Source organism: Comamonas odontotermitis (genome assembly GCF_014207855.1).
GTDB classification, from domain to species: domain Bacteria; phylum Pseudomonadota; class Gammaproteobacteria; order Burkholderiales; family Burkholderiaceae_C; genus Comamonas; species Comamonas odontotermitis_A.
Genome location: NZ_JACHKZ010000001.1, coordinates 1 through 15,751 on the forward strand (window position 1 = coordinate 1; position 15,751 = coordinate 15,751).

General features: G+C 63.0%; 13 protein-coding genes and 2 pseudogenes. 7 read left to right on the forward strand and 8 right to left on the reverse strand.

All coding sequences use genetic code 11. The annotated features are described in order from the left end of the window. The 3 genes and pseudogenes from HNP33_RS00005 to HNP33_RS00015 form a co-directional block, all read right to left on the reverse strand. Positions 1 to 95, reverse strand: a pseudogene (locus HNP33_RS00005) (transposase); the annotation flags it as partial. Positions 96 to 141: 46 nt separating this feature from the next. After that, positions 142 to 744, reverse strand: a pseudogene (locus tag HNP33_RS00010) (IS110 family transposase); the annotation flags it as partial. A 324-nt stretch (positions 745 to 1,068) separates the two neighbouring features. Beyond that, entirely contained in the window at positions 1,069 to 1,500 is a 432-nt protein-coding gene (locus tag HNP33_RS00015) for an energy transducer TonB (protein ID WP_184703998.1), read from the reverse strand. A 557-nt stretch (positions 1,501 to 2,057) separates the two neighbouring features. On the opposite strand from HNP33_RS00015, the gene HNP33_RS00020 reads away from it, so the two are divergent. Beyond that, on the forward strand, positions 2,058 to 3,500 hold the full coding sequence (locus HNP33_RS00020; protein WP_184704000.1) for an NAD-dependent succinate-semialdehyde dehydrogenase: 1,443 nt from the start codon (positions 2,058 to 2,060) through the stop codon (positions 3,498 to 3,500). A gap of 170 nt (positions 3,501 to 3,670) precedes the next feature. Here HNP33_RS00020 and HNP33_RS00025 read toward each other — a convergent pair whose 3' ends face one another. Further along, entirely contained in the window at positions 3,671 to 4,627 is a 957-nt protein-coding gene (locus HNP33_RS00025) for a lysylphosphatidylglycerol synthase transmembrane domain-containing protein (protein ID WP_325064884.1), read from the reverse strand. 13 nt (positions 4,628 to 4,640) lie between these two features. Continuing rightward, positions 4,641 to 5,660 carry a glycosyltransferase family 2 protein gene (locus HNP33_RS00030; protein ID WP_325064885.1) on the reverse strand — a complete coding sequence of 340 codons (1,020 nt, stop codon included), beginning with the start codon at positions 5,658 to 5,660 and terminating at the stop codon, positions 4,641 to 4,643. Positions 5,661 to 5,786: 126 nt separating this feature from the next. On the opposite strand from HNP33_RS00030, the gene HNP33_RS00035 reads away from it, so the two are divergent. The 3 genes from HNP33_RS00035 to HNP33_RS00045 are packed head-to-tail and all read left to right on the forward strand — an operon-like array spanning position 5,787 to position 9,678. Then, positions 5,787 to 7,331 (forward strand): ArnT family glycosyltransferase, encoded by a 1,545-nt coding sequence (locus HNP33_RS00035; RefSeq protein ID WP_184704004.1) that lies wholly within the window; start codon positions 5,787 to 5,789, stop codon positions 7,329 to 7,331. Continuing rightward, positions 7,328 to 8,338: an NAD-dependent epimerase gene (locus tag HNP33_RS00040; protein WP_184704006.1), complete on the forward strand. Its 1,011-nt coding sequence runs from the start codon at positions 7,328 to 7,330 to the stop codon at positions 8,336 to 8,338. Before HNP33_RS00035 ends, HNP33_RS00040 begins: the two co-directional genes overlap by 4 nt. Then, complete coding sequence (locus tag HNP33_RS00045; RefSeq protein ID WP_184704008.1) at positions 8,335 to 9,678, forward strand: UDP-glucose dehydrogenase family protein; 1,344 nt, start codon at positions 8,335 to 8,337, stop codon at positions 9,676 to 9,678. Before HNP33_RS00040 ends, HNP33_RS00045 begins: the two co-directional genes overlap by 4 nt. A gap of 113 nt (positions 9,679 to 9,791) precedes the next feature. Here HNP33_RS00045 and HNP33_RS00050 read toward each other — a convergent pair whose 3' ends face one another. Next, positions 9,792 to 11,291, reverse strand: coding sequence for an amino acid permease (locus tag HNP33_RS00050; RefSeq protein WP_184704010.1), 1,500 nt, complete (start codon positions 11,289 to 11,291; stop codon positions 9,792 to 9,794). Positions 11,292 to 11,423: 132 nt separating this feature from the next. Beyond that, a complete protein-coding gene (locus HNP33_RS00055) occupies positions 11,424 to 12,305 on the reverse strand; it encodes a D-hexose-6-phosphate mutarotase (protein WP_184704012.1) in 882 nt (293 codons plus the stop codon). A 220-nt stretch (positions 12,306 to 12,525) separates the two neighbouring features. On the opposite strand from HNP33_RS00055, the gene yedE reads away from it, so the two are divergent. From yedE to HNP33_RS00070, 3 genes are read left to right on the forward strand one after another with little or no spacing between them, the layout of a single operon-like run. Next, the gene (gene yedE, locus HNP33_RS00060) at positions 12,526 to 13,779 is read left to right on the forward strand and encodes a selenium metabolism membrane protein YedE/FdhT (protein ID WP_325064893.1); all 1,254 of its coding nucleotides are present in this window, start codon (positions 12,526 to 12,528) and stop codon (positions 13,777 to 13,779) included. A gap of 12 nt (positions 13,780 to 13,791) precedes the next feature. Then, the gene (gene yedF / locus HNP33_RS00065) at positions 13,792 to 14,025 is read left to right on the forward strand and encodes a sulfurtransferase-like selenium metabolism protein YedF (RefSeq protein WP_184704016.1); all 234 of its coding nucleotides are present in this window, start codon (positions 13,792 to 13,794) and stop codon (positions 14,023 to 14,025) included. A 24-nt stretch (positions 14,026 to 14,049) separates the two neighbouring features. Beyond that, complete coding sequence (locus HNP33_RS00070; protein ID WP_184704018.1) at positions 14,050 to 14,406, forward strand: DsrE/DsrF/TusD sulfur relay family protein; 357 nt, start codon at positions 14,050 to 14,052, stop codon at positions 14,404 to 14,406. A 93-nt stretch (positions 14,407 to 14,499) separates the two neighbouring features. On the opposite strand, the gene HNP33_RS00075 is transcribed toward HNP33_RS00070, so the two are convergent. After that, positions 14,500 to 15,594 (reverse strand): type II asparaginase, encoded by a 1,095-nt coding sequence (locus tag HNP33_RS00075; protein ID WP_221451962.1) that lies wholly within the window; start codon positions 15,592 to 15,594, stop codon positions 14,500 to 14,502. Between the last annotated feature and the right edge of the window lie 157 nt (positions 15,595 to 15,751).

A 15,751-nucleotide genomic window follows, 5' to 3' on the forward strand; every position in this document is an offset into this window, starting at 1 on the left:
AGGCCAAACAAGCATTTGATGGTCAGGCAAAACTGGATGGAGGCATCAGAGAACGTCTGGTTGCGCCCACGCTTGCCGCTCGCAGGAGCCAGCCATCATCCGAGCCTACTACCGCTGCGGCCCGGATTTGTGCAACAAAGCCCAGTGAAGATGTTCATTGAGCTCTTGCCAATGCATGAGTGCACGCTGCAGCGCAATGCGGGCTGCGCCTGCGATGTCATTGGTCGCATCTTCCAAGATATCGTGCAAATGGGTGCGCAAGGCTCTGGGGCTTTGCGGCAGCACAACGCCAAACTCGGCGAGCAATCCTCGAATGCGGTTAATGCATGCTGTGCGCTCCTCTTTGAACCCTTCACGCAGCCGATGCACACACAGTATGCCCTGCTGCTGTGGAGTCTTCACGGGTACAAAGCGCATCTGAGGGCGACTGGCTGCCTCACAAATGGCAGCCGCATCATTGGCATCGTTTTTACCGCTCTTGCCCTGCATGCGATAGGGTGCGACCAGTGCCGCTGCCATCATGCGTGCATCCAAGCCCATGCGCAGCAACTGCCGACACCAGTGGTGCGCACCACCACAAGCTTCCATGGCCACCAGACACCCTGCAGGTAATTGAGCGCACCATGCCAAGAACTTGCTGCGCTGGATGGATCGGTTAGTGACCATCCTGCCTTGAGCATCGACTGCATGGACTTGCAGAACATTCTTTGCGAGATCTACCCCGACACGGACGATGGTTTGCATGGCACGACTCCTGATGAATGACGAAGAAATTGGCTTGCCGCCCCATCGTCACACTGCATATCAAACAGGCCAAGATGGCGGGAAGTCCTCCGTTTTCAAATCAGTCTGAAGTCGAATATCTCAAGCACCAGACTGAGTTACGCCATGACTCCGTCTGCCGCGTACCCATCCCGGCAAATCGGTTGACAAGAGAAGCACGGATGTTAAGTTCTGCCAGTTACCGCTCAAATGCCGCCGAGGTCGTCACTCTCCACTCTAGGCGTTGAAGCAATTCATCTTCGCGCCCTTGAAGCCTAGCGCCAATCTCTCTGCCTTTAAAGCGACTCAAGGCTTGAAGTCGAACTGCTGCTGCAGGATGACCTTGATGGGCTGGTTGGCCTTCATGGCCGGGCGGTATTTCCACTTGCGCACGGCACGCTCCACTTCGCTGGCCATGTCCTTGGAGGTGGTGGTCAAGGTCTTCACCTCGCTCACACTGCCGTCCACATTCACGACAAATTGAACGCGCACGCTGGCTGGCTGGGCCATTGCACCTGCGGGATAGGGATAACGGGGAGAGGCTCCCGTCAACAGCTGTGGCGCGCTGTCGCAGGCATTGCCTGCACAGCCTGCGGCGGGCAGCGGCTCCGCAGGGGCTGGCGCTGTTGCAGCCGAATCGGCCTTTTCGGTGGTCTTGGCGCTTTCCTGCGTGGCACAACCGGCCAGCAAGGCGGCAAACATGGTCACAACGGCAGAACTGGTACGGATAAAAGACATGGCCTGAGAACTTCCAGAATAGAACTTGCGCAAACAGGAATGCATCATCGGCATTTCCATCGGTGCAACACTGTGCCCCGGTCAAATTTGCGCAGGTCGAGCAAAAACACGGCAAGGAGCACCCGCCTGCGCTCTTGCGAGCCGCGAACATAACCCGGCAAATCGTAGATTTGCGGTTGAGACGAGGCGGCGGGCCGCGTCAGGCGAAGCCCCATGCCGTACAGGCGTACGACAAGGCTTGGCGCCCCCGGCTGGGCGCCCCTGCGACGAAGCAACGACGTATCAAGGATTGTGTTAGCGGGCCTTAGCACTGAGGCAGTTGCACCACAACCCCCATGTTTTACCATGAGCGCGCGGCCACATTGTGGAGAAACCTGGGTGCTCGCTTTCCCGACCGCGCCTGCAAACCTGGAATTACGTTGGTGACTCCGCGTATTTACGCTTGCGGTTAGCATGTATGCGCCCGTCCGCCTGTGTTGCGGCGCGACCACCGGAACCCCGCACGGGTGGCTCCGGCAGGCCCCAGACATTCTCAAGACAAGCAAGGAACCATCGCAATGACAACCGCGTATCCTGATACCCGACTGCTGATCAACAATGAATGGTGTGATGCCTCGGATGGCAAGACCATTGATGTGGTGAACCCCGCGACCGGCAAGACCATCGGCAAGGTGGCGCACGCCACCAAGAAAGACATGGACCGCGCGCTGGATGCCGCGCAAGCTGGCTTCAACACCTGGCGCGCCATGCCCGCAATCGAGCGTGCCGGCATCATGCGCAAGGCTGCAGGCCTGCTGCGCGAGCGCGCTGATGCCATCGCCAGCCTGCTGACGCAGGAGCAAGGCAAGCCGCTGGCGGAAGCCAAGGGCGAAGTGCTGGCCGGTGCCGGCATCATCGAATGGTTTGCCGATGAAGGCCTGCGTGTGTATGGCCGTATCGTTCCTGCCCGCGTCGCCAATGTGCAGCAATTGGTGATCAAGGAGCCCGTCGGCCCGATTGCTGCCTTCACGCCCTGGAACTTCCCGATCAACCAGGTGGTGCGCAAGCTGGGCGCGGCGCTGGGCACGGGCTGTTCCTTCCTGGTGAAGGCGCCCGAGGAGACCCCCGCATCGCCCGCCGCGCTGCTGCAGTGCTTTGTGGATGCCGGCATTCCCAAGGGCGTGCTGGGCCTGCTGTATGGCTCGCCGGCTGAGATTTCGGAATACCTGATTCCCCACCCCATCATCCGCAAGGTGACGTTTACCGGCTCCACCGCCATTGGCAAGCAACTGGCTGCACTGGCTGGCGCGCACATGAAGCGCGTGACCATGGAGCTGGGCGGACACGCGCCGGTGATCGTGGCCGAAGACGCCGATGTGGAACTGGCCATCAAGGCCACCGCTGCAGCCAAGTTCCGCAACGCAGGTCAGGTCTGCATCTCCCCTACGCGCTTTCTGGTGCACAGCAGCATCAAGAACGAGTTCGTCGAGGCCTTTGTCAAGCGCGCCGAGAGCCTCAAGCTGGGCGACGGCCTTGCCGATGGCACGACCCTGGGCCCGCTGGCCAATGCCCGCCGCCTGACCGCCATGGCCAAGGTGGTGGAAGATGCTGCCGCCAAGGGCGCCAAAGTGGCTACCGGTGGTGCACGGGTAGGCAGCGAAGGCAATTTCTTCGCCCCAACCATTCTGGCCGATGTGCCCATGAACGCCTCGGTGTTCAATGACGAGCCCTTCGGCCCGATTGCTGCCATCCGCACCTTCGACAAGCTCGAAGACGCGATCACCGAAGCGAACCGCCTGCCCTTTGGCCTGGCCGCGTATGCCTATACACGCTCGTACAAGAGCGTGCAGATGCTGTCCAACCAGATCGAGGCTGGCATGGTCTGGATCAACCAGCCCGCCACACCAACGGCCGAATTCCCCTTCGGCGGCGTGAAGGATTCGGGCTACGGCAGCGAAGGTGGCCCCGAAGCGATGGAGGCGTATCTCAACGCCAAGGCCGTGTCGATTACCGCTGCTTAAGCTGTACCTGCCTGGCTCGGCCCCAAAAAAACAAGCAAGCCTTCGGGCTTGCTTTTTTATTGCGGAAAGGCAACGCCACCCATCAAACGCTATGCCTTCGATAGCAATATGCGCTTATGCCTTAAGCGTCCAAGCCTGATTCATTGACAAAAGCGCTGTTCAAGGGCTGTTCAATGCCCTTCGACACCAGCTTCTCTTTCACGCTGGCTTGGAAGACCGAAGGCCAGTGCCCCCAGCGCGCCCTGCACCAGCGCATACACGCCATAGACCAAGCCGACACCAACCGCCACGGCTGCTGGCACGCCAAACGGCGCCAGTGCCGCAGCGCTGGCCGCCTCGCGCGTGCCCCAGCCGCCCACACTCACGGGCAGCGCCGCCATCAAAAAGATGGGTGCCATGGCAAAGGCCCACGCCGCCACCGGCAGATGGATGCCCAGCGCCAGACCGCCCAGCGCCAGGGCTCCTGCCGACAAGACCTGCACCAGTGCCGACGAAGCCGCCTGCACCAGCATCTGCACGTGAAAATCAGGCCGCTGCGCTGCCTGCAGCAGCGGTCGCAGCCACGCAGGCAGCCGGGCCGCATCACGCCGGCCCAGCCACCACAGCAGCCCCCAGGGCAATGCAATCCACAGTACCGCGCCTGCCAGCATGGCCGCAATAAACCAGGCCTGCGGCACCCGCACCACCGGTGCCAGCACAGGGGCCGCTACGGCCGCGCCCAGGGCGCCAATCGCGCACAGCATCCACAGGCCGCTCAGCCGATCCAGCAGCACCGACAGCGACGATGCCGCCTTGCTCTGCCCGGTGCGCTGCAGTACTACAGCGCGGTATACATCGCCGCCCACCACGGCGCCGGGCAACAAGGCGTTGAGGCCGATGGCCTGAAAGTACCAGCGCAGCGCATCGGGCCAGCGCATCTCCGCGCCCAGCCAACGCGCCAGTGCGCGCCAGCGCCATGCAGAAACCACGTTGGACGCGATTGCCGCACACAGGCCCGCTGCCAGCCACCCGCCATTGGCTGCGCGCAAGCGCGCCCACAGTGCGGCAGGATCGGCAAAATAGGCAACGGCGCCCAGCAGGAGGGCGCCGCTTGCGGCCTTGAGGCAGGCTTTCTGGACTCGGTTCACGCGGGCGCCACGTTCATGCAGCGGTAGCGGCTGCTGCGCGCGGCACCTCCACGCGCACCATCTGCGGGGTCTCACCCGTGGAGTCGATACGGTATTCATCCGCGTAGTACTGGCGGCCACCGCCCGATTCGTAGTACACGCGGGTCAGCATTTCCCCGATCAGGCCTGCCGCCACAAAGGTCATGCCCATCAGCACCAGCATCACGCCCACGATCAGGAGCGGCCGGCCGCCGATGCTCTCGCCCATCAGCTTGATGACGAACAGATAGGCCAGGATGAGAAAGCCCGGCGTTGCCAGCCACAGCCCCAGGCCGCCAAAGGCGTGCAGCGGGCGCTGGCGGTAGCGCATCAGGAACACCATCAGGATCAGATCCAGGATGACGCGGAAGGTGCGGTCAATGCCGTATTTGGACACGCCTGCCGTGCGCGCATGGTGGCGCACCGGCACCTCGGTGATGCGCGCCCCGGCATCACGCGCCAGCGACGGAATGAAACGGTGCAGCTCGCCGTACAGGTGGATGCGGTCGATGATGTGGCGGCGGTAGGCCTTCAGCGCGCAGCCATAGTCGTGCAGTTGCACGCCCGTGGCGTTGGATATAAGCCGGTTGGCTATTTTTGAGGGCAGTTTGCGCGAAATTGCTGCATCCTGGCGATCCTTGCGCCAGCCGGACACCATGTCCACGCTGGCATCGGTTTCCAGGCGGTTGAGCAGCAGCGGAATATCGTCGGGCTCATTTTGCAGATCGGCATCCAGCGTCACCACATATTTGCCCTGCACGCGGTCAAACCCGGCCTGCAGCGCGCTCGACTGGCCGTAGTTGCGGGCCAGAATCACCGGCCGCAGCCAGGGGCGGGTCGATGCCAGCTCCAGCAGCAGCCTGGCGCTGTCGTCCTTTGATCCATCGTCCACTGCGATCAGCTCGTAGCTGAGCGGCTGCGCACGCATGGCCGCATCGATCCGGTCCACCAGGGCGGTCAGATTGTCAAATTCGTTATAGATGGGGACGACGATGGATACAGCAGGAGAAGACACGGCGCTTGGTATTTTGCTTAAACAGCGGTCGCCTATACTACCTGATCCGCCCTTTCCTCTGCTGCTGATGCGACAGGCCAGGCCCGTGCCCAGGCCACTTGCGCATGGCGCATCCGTGTTTCCGCCATGACGTCTTCGCCTTCTGCTCCTGCCAAAGACTGGCAGCAGCCCCTCTACCAGCACCCGCTGGCCTGGATACTGCTGCTGGCCTGCGCGCACATCATCTCGCGCGTCACGATCTCGGAGGGCATGAAATGGGATGAGTCCGAGCAGATCCTCTGGTCGCAAGAATTCCTCTTGGGCTACGGCTCGCAACCGCCCGCCTACAGCTGGCTGCAATGGGCCGTGGGCCAGGTGCTGGGGCCGTCGGTGCTGGCACTCTCCATCGTCAAGCACAGCCTGATCGTGCTCACCTATGTGCTGGCCTGGCAGGCCGCGCGCGTGCTGCTGCCCGCCAAGGGCGCTTTCTGGGTGGCAGGCGGGCTGCTGCTGATGCTGCCCTTTGGCTGGGACAGCGTACGCGACCAGACCCACACCATCCTCGTGACCGCCATGACCTTTGGCACCTGGTGGATGGTGCTGCGCCAGGTCAAGACGCCCAACCCTGTCCATTTCGTCTGGCTGGGCGTGTTCTGCGGCCTGGGCATGCTGGCCAAATACAGCTTTGCCATGCTGATTGGCGTGCTGTTTGTGACTGCGCTGACGGTGCCGCAGGTGCGCCGCGCCTTACTGGGCCACGGCTGGTGGCTTGCCCCGCTGGTGGGCCTGCTGATCTTTGCGCCACACGCCTGGTGGCTCGCGCAGCATTGGCGTGAGGCCACCACGGAAACCATCCACAAGATGGACATCTCGACCCAGGTCTCGCACCTCAAAGGCCTGGGTGCACTGGCCAAGGCGGTGTTCTCCACGCTGGGGCTGTGGCTCATCGTTGCGCTAGCAACCTATCGCGGCCGCTTGTGGAAGGCCGCTTACCGTGCAGAGGCTGCAGCAGGCACCACACCCGACTGGCGCGCCTGGGCCTGGCCGTTGCTGCGCCGCTATCTGGCGCTGGTGTTCCTCATTCTGATCGCCATGGTGGTGGTGGGAGATGTCAGCAGCTTCAAGCAGCGCTGGGTGCTGCCCCTGACGGCCATTGCGCCGCTGGCTCTGTACGCCTGGCGCCCGGCTCTGCTGGCCGAGGGCACAGGCCGCAGCTACACCACGGCGGTGGTGCTTTTTGCGCTGGTGTTCTGGACCCTCGCCACCATCCGCCCCTGGCAGGCCGACTGGCGCCACGACCCTGATGAGCTGAACCACCCGGTTGCCCAACTGGCCCAGCAGCTGGCGGACGCTGGCTACGACGGCAAGGGCCTGATCGTTGGCTCCGACCACATGGTGGCCGCCATGTTGCGCTCGCACAACCCGCATGCCTATGCCATGTTCTGCACTGCCGAATGGGGCCGCATGGCAGAGTGCCTTGCCGATGGCCGCGCCCGGGCAGCCAATACCGGCGTAGGCCTGCTGTACATTGCACGCATGGACAAGGCCACGCCTGATTGGTGGAGCGCCGTGCTCGCCAGCCACCCCGGGGCTGTGCCGCAGTCCCTCACCATTCCTTTTGTCCATATGCGCGCCAGCACGCCGCCCATGCAATACCAGTATGTGTGGCTGCCAGCCCCCGTGAGCCCATGAACACTGTTCTCGTCACCGGCGCCGCCGGTTTTATCGGTATGCACTGCGCCCAGCGCCTGCTCGCGCAGGGGCTGGCTGTGGTGGGCATCGACAACCTCAACAGCTACTACGATGTGGCGCTGAAAGATGCACGCCTGGCGCAGCTGCAAAGCCACCCCCATTTCCGCTTTGTGAAGCTGGATGTGGCCGACCGCGCAGGCATGGCCGCCCTGTTTGACGAAGTGCGCCCGCAGCGCGTGCTGCACCTGGCCGCCCAGGCCGGTGTGCGCTACTCCATCGACCAACCCGACGATTACACCGACAGCAACCTGCTGGGCTTTGGCAATATTCTGCAAGGCTGCCGCAAGCACCAGGTGGCGCACCTGGTGTATGCCAGCAGCTCCAGCGTGTATGGTGGCAACGCCAAGATGCCCTATGCCGAAAGCGATGCGGTAGACCACCCGATCAGCTACTACGCGGCCACCAAGAAGGCCAACGAGCTGATGGCGCACACCTACTCCCACCTGTATGGCATGCCCACGACCGGGCTGCGGTTCTTCACCGTGTACGGCCCCTGGGGCCGGCCGGACATGGCCTTGTTCAAGTTCACCAAGGCCATTCTGGCGGGCGAGACGATCGACGTGTATGGCAATGGCCAGCTGGTGCGCGATTTCACCTTCATCGACGATATCGCAGAAGGCATCCTGCGCGTACTGGACAAGCCCGCCACACCCGATGCCAGCTATGACGCGCTGCAGCCCAACCCGGGCACCAGCACCGCGCCCTACCGCATCTTCAACATCGGCAACAGCAATCCCACGGTGCTGATGGATTACATCGCGGCGCTGGAATCGGCCTTGGGCACCACGGCAGACAAGCGTATGCTGCCCATACAGCCGGGCGATATGCACAGCACATCGGCCGACACCCGCGCCCTGCAGGCCTGGGTGAACTTTGCCCCATCGACCACTGTCAGAGACGGTGTCCAGCGCTTTGTGGACTGGTACCGCTCGTTCTACCGCGTATGAAAGTCACTGTTTTTGGAACCGGCTATGTCGGTCTTGTACAAGGGGCCGTGCTGGCCGATGTAGGCCACCAGGTGCTCTGCGTGGACGTGGACGCCGCCAAGGTGGCCGCGCTGCAGGCCGGGCAGATACCCATCCATGAGCCGGGCCTGGACAAGCTCGTGACCAGCAACCACGCCAACGGGCGCCTGCGCTTCACCACCGATGCAGCCGAAGGCGTGCGGCACAGCGAGGTCATCTTCCTGGCCGTGGGCACCCCGCCTGATGAGGATGGCAGCGCCGATCTGCAGTACGTGCTGGCGGTGGCCCGCACCATTGCCGAGCACATGACGGGGCCGCGCATTGTCATCAACAAATCCACCGTACCCGTGGGCACCGCCGACAAGGTGCGCGACGTGATTGCGCAGGGCCTCGCCGCGCGCGGTGCAAGCTACGGCTTTGACGTGGTCTCCAACCCCGAATTTCTGAAGGAAGGTGCCGCAGTCGCCGACTGCCAGCGGCCCGACCGCATCATCATCGGCACCAGCAACCCGGCATCCGAAGCTAGGCTGCGCGAGCTGTACGCCCCCTTCAACCGCAACCACGACAGGATCGTGGTGATGGATGTGCGAAGCGCAGAGCTGACCAAGTACGCCGCCAATGCCATGCTGGCCACCAAGATCAGCTTCATGAACGAGATCGCCAACCTGGCCGAACGGCTGGGCGCCAATGTGGAAGCTGTGCGCCGCGGCATCGGCAGCGATCCGCGCATTGGCTACCACTTCATCTACCCCGGCGCGGGCTATGGTGGCAGCTGCTTTCCCAAAGATGTGAAAGCCCTGGTGCGTACCGCGCAGGACACCGGCTTCGAGCCCCTGCTGCTGAACGCCGTGGAGGCCCGCAACGAAGCCCAGCGCAACGTGCTGTTCGAGCGCATCAGCGCCTTCTATGGCGGGCAGTTGCAGGGCAAGACCATTGCGCTGTGGGGCCTGGCCTTCAAGCCCAATACCGACGACATGCGCGAGGCACCCAGCCGCAACCTGCTCGAAGCCCTGTGGGCGGCAGGCGCCCGGGTGCAGGCCTACGATCCGGTGGCGATGAAGGAAGCGCAGCGCATCTATGGCGAGCGCGGCGATCTGGTGCTGGTAGACAACGTGGATGCAGCCGTGCAGGGCGCAGACTGCCTGGCAATCGTCACCGAGTGGCAAATCTTCCGCGCGCCCGATTTCGAGCAACTCGCCGCCAACCTGAAGGACCGCATGGTGTTCGATGGCCGCAACCTGTACGACCCGGCGCAGGTAGCCAGCTACGGCCTGGGCTATGTCTCCATTGGCCGCCAGCCTGTGCAGCCCAAGGGCCATTGAAGCGCGCCCCCAACAGCGGGATCGGGAGCACGCACAAAAAAAAAGCAAGTCCACGGACTTGCTTTTTTACTGTCAAAACACGCTATAGCGCTTAACCATCAAACGTTTCAAGCTCATTTTTTGATAGTAACATGCCCGTCAAAACGCATATCGCGGTAGGCCACGGTGCGTGAACCCTTGGCCATGCGGTAGCCCCACCAGATCACCAAAAACACCGGCAGACCGATATAGGTAGCCACCACGCCACCCCAATCGATCTGGTCTTTCAGGAATGCCTCGTAGTTCTGGCCCAGCGTGATGGTGAGACACAGAACGAAAGCAAAGATCGGCCCGAAAGGGAACCAGGGTGATACATAGGGCAGTTGCGACACATCATGCCCCTGCGCCACAAAGCCCTTGCGAAAGCGGTAGTGGCTTACGGCAATGCCCAGCCAGGCGATGAAACCCGTCATGCCCGAAAGGTTCAAAAGCCACAGGTACACCGTCTTGGGGCTGAACAGAAAGCTGAAAAAGCACAGCCCGGCCATCACCGTGGTGGCCAGCAGCGCCAGCACCGGCACCCCGTTGCCCGACAGACGCGCAAATGCCTTGGGCGCCATGCCCTGGCAGGCCAGCGTGTAGAGCATGCGCGTGGAGGCATACATGCCCGAATTGCCTGCCGACAGCACCGAAGTGAGCACCACCGCATTCATGACGGCAGCCGCCGACAGCAGCCCGGCTTTCTGGAACACCAGGGTAAAAGGGCTCACGCTGATGTCGCCCACCTCGTTGCGCAGCAACTGCGGATCGGTATACGGAATGAGCGAGCTGATGACCGCAATCGCCAGCACATAGAACAGCAGAATGCGCCAGAACACCTGGCGCACCGCGCGCGGAATGTTGCGCGCGGGGTCTTCCGACTCTGCTGCTGCGATGCCGATCAGCTCGGTGCCCTGGAAAGAAAAGCCCACGATCATCGCCACGCCGATCAGCGCCGCAAAGCCGCCGGCAAACGGTGCGTCGCCCACCTGCCACGTAGCCAGAGCACCCCAGATGCCGTTTTGCGGGCCGCCACGGAGAATGCCGATGATCATGGCGACACCAATCGCGATGAACACCAGCACCGTCGTCACCTTGATGGCGGCAAACCAGTACTCCGCCTCGCCAAAGCCTTTGACCGAAATGGCGTTGAGCGCCACCATCAGCAGCAGAAACAGGGCGCTCCACCAATAGCCCGGCACATCGGGAAACCAGTAAGTCATCACCAACTGCGACGCCACCAGATCGACCGCAATCGTGATTGCCCAGTTGTACCAATAGTTCCAGCCCAGCGCAAAGCCAAAGCCTTCGTCGACATAGCGCGCGCCGTAGGTGGCAAACGAGCCCGACACCGGCATGTAGGCAGCCAGCTCGCCCAGGCTGGTCATCAAAAAATACACCATCAGGCCGATGACGCCATAGGCCAGCAGCGCGCCGCCGGGCCCGGCCTGGGCAATGGTGGCACCAGAGGCCACGAACAGGCCCGTGCCGATGGAGCCGCCAATGGCAATCATTGACAGATGGCGGGCCTTGAGGTCGCGGCGCAGCTCGGTCGCGGCGCCAGAGGAAGAAGAACGGGAGGCAGTACCCGGCATAGAAACAGCGCAGCCATAGCTGCGCGCACAACAAACAAGGGCGCCATTATCAACGCAGCTGCCTACCCCTGCCGGGGAGCCCGCGCTAAACCGCCGCCGGTGCCTTGCTATAGGTATAGGCGCCAGCCAGGTCTATGCACCCGCCGTAGTTAGCGTTTGCACCAGTCGCCATGGCTGCCCCGGCGCCAGGGTGACAGGGGCATCGATGCTGGCCGCCTCCACACACAGCATCTGGCGCCAGCCATCATCGGGCATGTCGGCCAGCTCCTGGCTCAGCGCCGCACCCGGGTTCCACACCACCACCTCACTGGCATTTGCGCTGTTTTGGATGGTCATCGACCGTCCGTTATGCGTTGTTTGCTGCGAAATTTGCAGCAATTTATCGCCAGCGCCCGGTGTCGAGAACACGCGATCAAAACCTGCTCCTGGCGCGGCACCAAAATCGATTTGCGCCGCCGCTTCGGCAAAGCGGGTATCGGCCAGCGCATCCCAGCACGCAGCGCCCTGCAGGCCCCAAAGCTGCGTCTGCGTGATGTCATCCACCTCCAGATAGCTGTGCAGCGCGCAGGTCATGGCCCAGGGCGTGCTGCCGGTGTTGCGCACGTCCAGCGTAATGACCAGCGAGTTGGCGCCCACTTCAGCGCGCAGCACAGCGTCAAAAGCCTCCGGCCAGAACTGGCGGGTGGCCGGGCCATCCTGCAGCCGCAGTGCAATGTGCTGCGCGCCGCACTCCGCCACCTGCCAGCCCAGATTGCGCACAAAGCCATGCTTGGGCAGCGGCCCGCGCGTGTTGAACTGGGGAAAGCACACCGGCACGCCCCCACGGATGGCCGTCTTGCCATCACGCGCGCTGGCGGGGCTCAGGTACAGGTGTTCGCGGCCATCCGCCGTTTTCCACGACAGCACCTGCGCGCCCTGCTCTGCCACGACGAGGCTGCTGCCGTCCGCCCATTGCTTGTACCAGGCGGGAAAACCTTCCCAGACGAGAGCCGCCCAGCCATATGTGTTGTCCATGGAGTTCCTTCTTGGGTATCAGGTGCAGATTGTGCAGGCAGCCGAGCGCCGTGACAGCAGCAGCAGTGGCAGTGGCCGGAAAAATCACAAGGAGCATAATCGCTCCCGTCCACCCCGGTGCATCCGCCGGGAAGATTCGCCTCTGTTGCAGGCACCTATTTGAAAGACCCACCGCCCAGCGCACGCTGCTGCAGCACGCGCCGGGAGCCTGGGCCAGACGCTGCGCACGCCCGCGCAGCAAGGAAGAAACATGACCTGGCAAGACTTCAAGCACCAGTACCTGGTGCGCTTCTGGTCGCCCGTGCCCGCAGTGATTGCGGCAGGCGTCCTCTCTGCGTATTACTTTGGCCTGACCGGCACCTTCTGGGCCGTCACGGGCGAGTTCACCCGGTGGGGCGGCCATGTGCTCCAGTTCTTCGGGGTCGATCTCTCGAATTGGGGTTACTTCAAGGTCATCGGCCTGCAGGGAACGCCGCTCACCCGCATCGACGGGGTGATGATCATCGGCATGTTCGTCGGCTGCTTCTCGGCCGCGCTCTGGGCCAACAACGTCAAGCTGCGCATGCCCAACCACCGCATCCGCGTGGTGCAGGCCATCGTTGGCGGCATCATTGCCGGATTTGGCGCACGCCTGGCCATGGGCTGCAACCTGGCGGCGTTCTTCACCGGCATTCCGCAGTTCTCGCTGCACGCCTGGTTCTTTGCCATCGCCACGGCGATTGGCTCGCTGTTTGGCGCCAAGGTGAGCATGCTGCCCATCTTCCGCATTCCGGTCAAACTGCAGAAGGTGAACGCCGCCCAGCCGCTGTCTGCGCGCGAAGCCCAGGCCAAGAAGCGTTTTCGCATCGGCATGTTTCTGTTCTTCGCTTTCATCTGCTGGGCAGTCGCCAAGGTGTTCGATGCGCCCAAGCTCGGTTTTGCCGCCCTGTTCGGGCTGATGTTCGGCCTGATCATCGAGCGCGCCCAGGTGTGCTTCACCTCGGCTTTCCGCGATCTGTGGCTGACTGGCCGCACCCAGATGGCCAAGGCCATCATCTTCGGCATGGCCGCAGGCACCATCGGCGTCTACAGCTACGTGCAACTGGGGCTTGATCCCAAGATCTTCTGGGCGGGCCCCAATGCCGTGATCGGCGGCCTGCTGTTCGGCTTTGGCATCGTGCTCGCAGGCGGGTGCGAGACCGGCTGGATGTACCGCGCCGTCGAAGGCCAGGTGCATTACTGGTGGGTGGGTCTGGGCAACATCATCGGCTCTACCCTGCTGGCGCTGGTCTGGGACGACCTGGCTCCCGCCATCGCCATCAACTATGACAAGATCAACCTGCTCAAGGCCCTGGGCCCGCAGGCGGGCCTGCTCACCACCTATGTGATGCTGGCCATCTCGCTGCTGCTCGTGCTGTGGTGGGAGCGCCATTTCTTCAACCGCAAGCAGCGCCAGCAATCCATTCAGGCCAGCGTGCGCCCTGCCGTTCAGTAAGGAGTTCTTCCCATGTCCAATTACACGCCCGATTACCGCCTCGACATGATGGGCGAGCCCTGCCCGTACCCAGCCGTGGCCACGCTGGAGGCGATGCCCAGCCTCCAGCCCGGCGAAATCCTGGAAGTGATCTCCGACTGCCCGCAGTCGATCAACAACATTCCGCTGGACGCCAAGAACCACGGCTACGAGGTGCTGGAAATCCAGCAGGATGGCCCGACCATCCGCTACCTGATCCGGAAGTGACCCCCTCTCTGCAAAGGATTTCCCATGACCCAGAAGATCGTCGTCATCGTGCATGCCGCACCCTACGGTAGCGAGCGCTGTCTGTCGGCCCTGCGTGTGGCCACCGCTTTGGCCGGTCACGACAGCAAGCCGGAAGTGAAGGTGTTCCTGATGTCCGATGCCACCGTCGTCGGCCTGCCGAACCAGCATGACGGCGCGGGCCCCGGCCTGCAGGCCATGGTGGAAACCTTGGTGGCCGAAGGCGTCACCATCAGGCTGTGCCGCACCTGCGCACTGGCGCGGGGCCTGGCCGAGTTGACGTTGATCAACGGCGTGAGCATTGGCACGCTGCCGGAGTTGGCGGACTGGACATTGACCGCCGACAAGGTCATCACGTTCTGATCTGCGCCATGGAAAAAAGGGACAGCCCGGTTCAGGCTGTCCCTTTTTCATGGCGCTTGCGCAATCAGGCCCGGCAACACCGGGCGCGGCGCATCAATATTCCCAGAAGATGCGCTGGATTTCCTTGGGGTCGCTGGTCTTGGTGAGGGCCAGCGCGGCCAGCAGGCGTGCCTTTTCGGGGCGCAGGTCGTGGGCGACCACCCAGTCGTACTTGTCGTCAGGCTGCTCGGCATTGCGCAGCACAAAGCCGTAAGGCACGCGCGACGAGCGGATCACCTGCACGCCCTTGCTGCGCGCTTCCTGCAGTGCGGGCACAATGCGGTCGGCCACTGAGCCATTGCCGGTGCCTGCGTGGATGATCGCCTTGGCGCCCGAGCCGACAAACGCATCGATGCCCGTGCGCGGCACATTACCGTAGCCATAGACGATCTCCACTGGCGGCAGGCTGGTGATGGAGTCGATATTGAACTCGGACTGCATCGTGTGGCGCTTGACCGGCGCGCGGAACCAGTAGTTCTTGCCTTCCACCACCATGCCCAGCGGGCCCCATTGGCTCTGGAATGCGCCGGTCTTGATGTTCACGTCCTTGTTCACATCGCGGCCCGACTGGATTTCGTCGTTCATCGTGACGACCACACCCTTGCCCTCGGCATCCTTGGCGGCGGCCACGCTCACGGCGTTCACCAGGTTCAAAGCGCCGTCCGCCGACAGGGCCGTGCCTGGGCGCATCGATCCCACCACCACGATGGGCTTGTTGGTATGCACCGTCAGGCTCAGGAAATAAGCAGTCTCGGCCAGGGTGTCCGTGCCGTGGGTGATGACCACGCCATCCACATCGGCCTGCTTGACGAGGGCCGACACGCGCTTGGCGAGCACCAGCAGGTTGTCATTGGTGAAGCTCTCGGAGGCGATCTGGAAGACCTGCTCGCCGCGCACATTGGCGACCTTGGACAATTCGGGCAACCCTGCCAGCAGCTTGTCCACAGGCACTTTGGCCGCGCTGTAGGTTGCACTGTTCATGGCCGACGCGCCTGCGCCCGCGATGGTGCCGCCGGTGGCCAGCACCACCACATTGCGCGCACCTTGCTGCGCCGGTTGCGCAGCCGCTGCCGGGGCTGCTGCGACAGGCGCTGCCGCTGCAGGAGCACTGGCAGCTTGCGGGCTGCTTGCGCAGGCGCCCAGGCTCATGGTGATGGCCAGCGCCATAGCGCTCAGGGCAGGCAGTTTCCAGCGGGTGGCAGGAACGTGATGCAAAGTTGTAGTTGGGTTGGAAGACATCGGATGCCTTTGGCTTGAGATAAAACCTCTATCTTAAAAACGCCGGGCTATGAGTCGCATTGGTGAA

Bases quoted from the DNA above. Each gene is read 5' to 3' on its own strand.
- HNP33_RS00015 (WP_184703998.1), bottom strand. From the start codon at position 1,500: ATGTCTTTTATCCGTACCAGTTCTGCCGTTGTGACCATGTTTGCCGCC.
- HNP33_RS00020 (WP_184704000.1), top strand. From the start codon at position 2,058: ATGACAACCGCGTATCCTGATACCCGACTGCTGATCAACAATGAATGG.
- HNP33_RS00035 (WP_184704004.1), top strand. From the start codon at position 5,787: ATGACGTCTTCGCCTTCTGCTCCTGCCAAAGACTGGCAGCAGCCCCTC.
- HNP33_RS00040 (WP_184704006.1), top strand. From the start codon at position 7,328: ATGAACACTGTTCTCGTCACCGGCGCCGCCGGTTTTATCGGTATGCAC.
- HNP33_RS00045 (WP_184704008.1), top strand. From the start codon at position 8,335: ATGAAAGTCACTGTTTTTGGAACCGGCTATGTCGGTCTTGTACAAGGG.
- HNP33_RS00050 (WP_184704010.1), bottom strand. From the start codon at position 11,291: ATGCCGGGTACTGCCTCCCGTTCTTCTTCCTCTGGCGCCGCGACCGAG.
- HNP33_RS00055 (WP_184704012.1), bottom strand. From the start codon at position 12,305: ATGGACAACACATATGGCTGGGCGGCTCTCGTCTGGGAAGGTTTTCCC.
- yedF (WP_184704016.1), top strand. From the start codon at position 13,792: ATGTCCAATTACACGCCCGATTACCGCCTCGACATGATGGGCGAGCCC.
- HNP33_RS00070 (WP_184704018.1), top strand. From the start codon at position 14,050: ATGACCCAGAAGATCGTCGTCATCGTGCATGCCGCACCCTACGGTAGC.
- HNP33_RS00075 (WP_221451962.1), bottom strand. From the start codon at position 15,594: ATGAGCCTGGGCGCCTGCGCAAGCAGCCCGCAAGCTGCCAGTGCTCCT.